This is a genomic window from Shewanella sp. 4t3-1-2LB, from assembly GCF_017368415.1.
Taxonomy (GTDB): domain Bacteria; phylum Pseudomonadota; class Gammaproteobacteria; order Enterobacterales; family Shewanellaceae; genus Shewanella; species Shewanella fodinae.
The window spans coordinates 1-392 of record NZ_JAFNJD010000150.1; the positions used below are offsets into that span (position 1 = coordinate 1).

At 43.4% G+C, this 392-nt stretch carries 1 protein-coding gene; it reads right to left on the bottom strand.

From position 1 onward, the window contains the following. Positions 1 to 392 (bottom strand): ISAs1 family transposase (locus J3L11_RS19055; RefSeq protein ID WP_207572010.1); only part of this gene is annotated, 392 nt, incomplete at both ends.

The following is a 392-nucleotide window of genomic DNA, read 5'->3' on the forward strand; positions in this document are numbered from 1 at the left end:
CAATCGTCTTTCTCAGTGTTGGTTGATTACCTTTCACTTGAACAACATAGTCACCTTTACGCTTTACAATTTGAGCAAGTGTTTCTTTGTTGCAATGCAGTGCATCAAAGGTCAATACGGCATCTTGAATATCCAACATATGCAGTAATTCGCGAACGGTCGCTACTTCGCTGCCTTTGGTTTTGGTGTCTTGTTGATAGAGCACAAGTCCTTGCCCAGTATCAAATGCTGAGACGAGGTGTAATGCTTGTTCCGTACCGTTTTGATTAACTGCGCCACGAAGGGTTTTTCCGTCAATGGCGATTAACGGTTTACCGGCAGAGGCTCTCAAACTATTGGTCCAGCGAAACAATGCCAGTACCATCATCTCAACATCAATTGCTTTAATGATC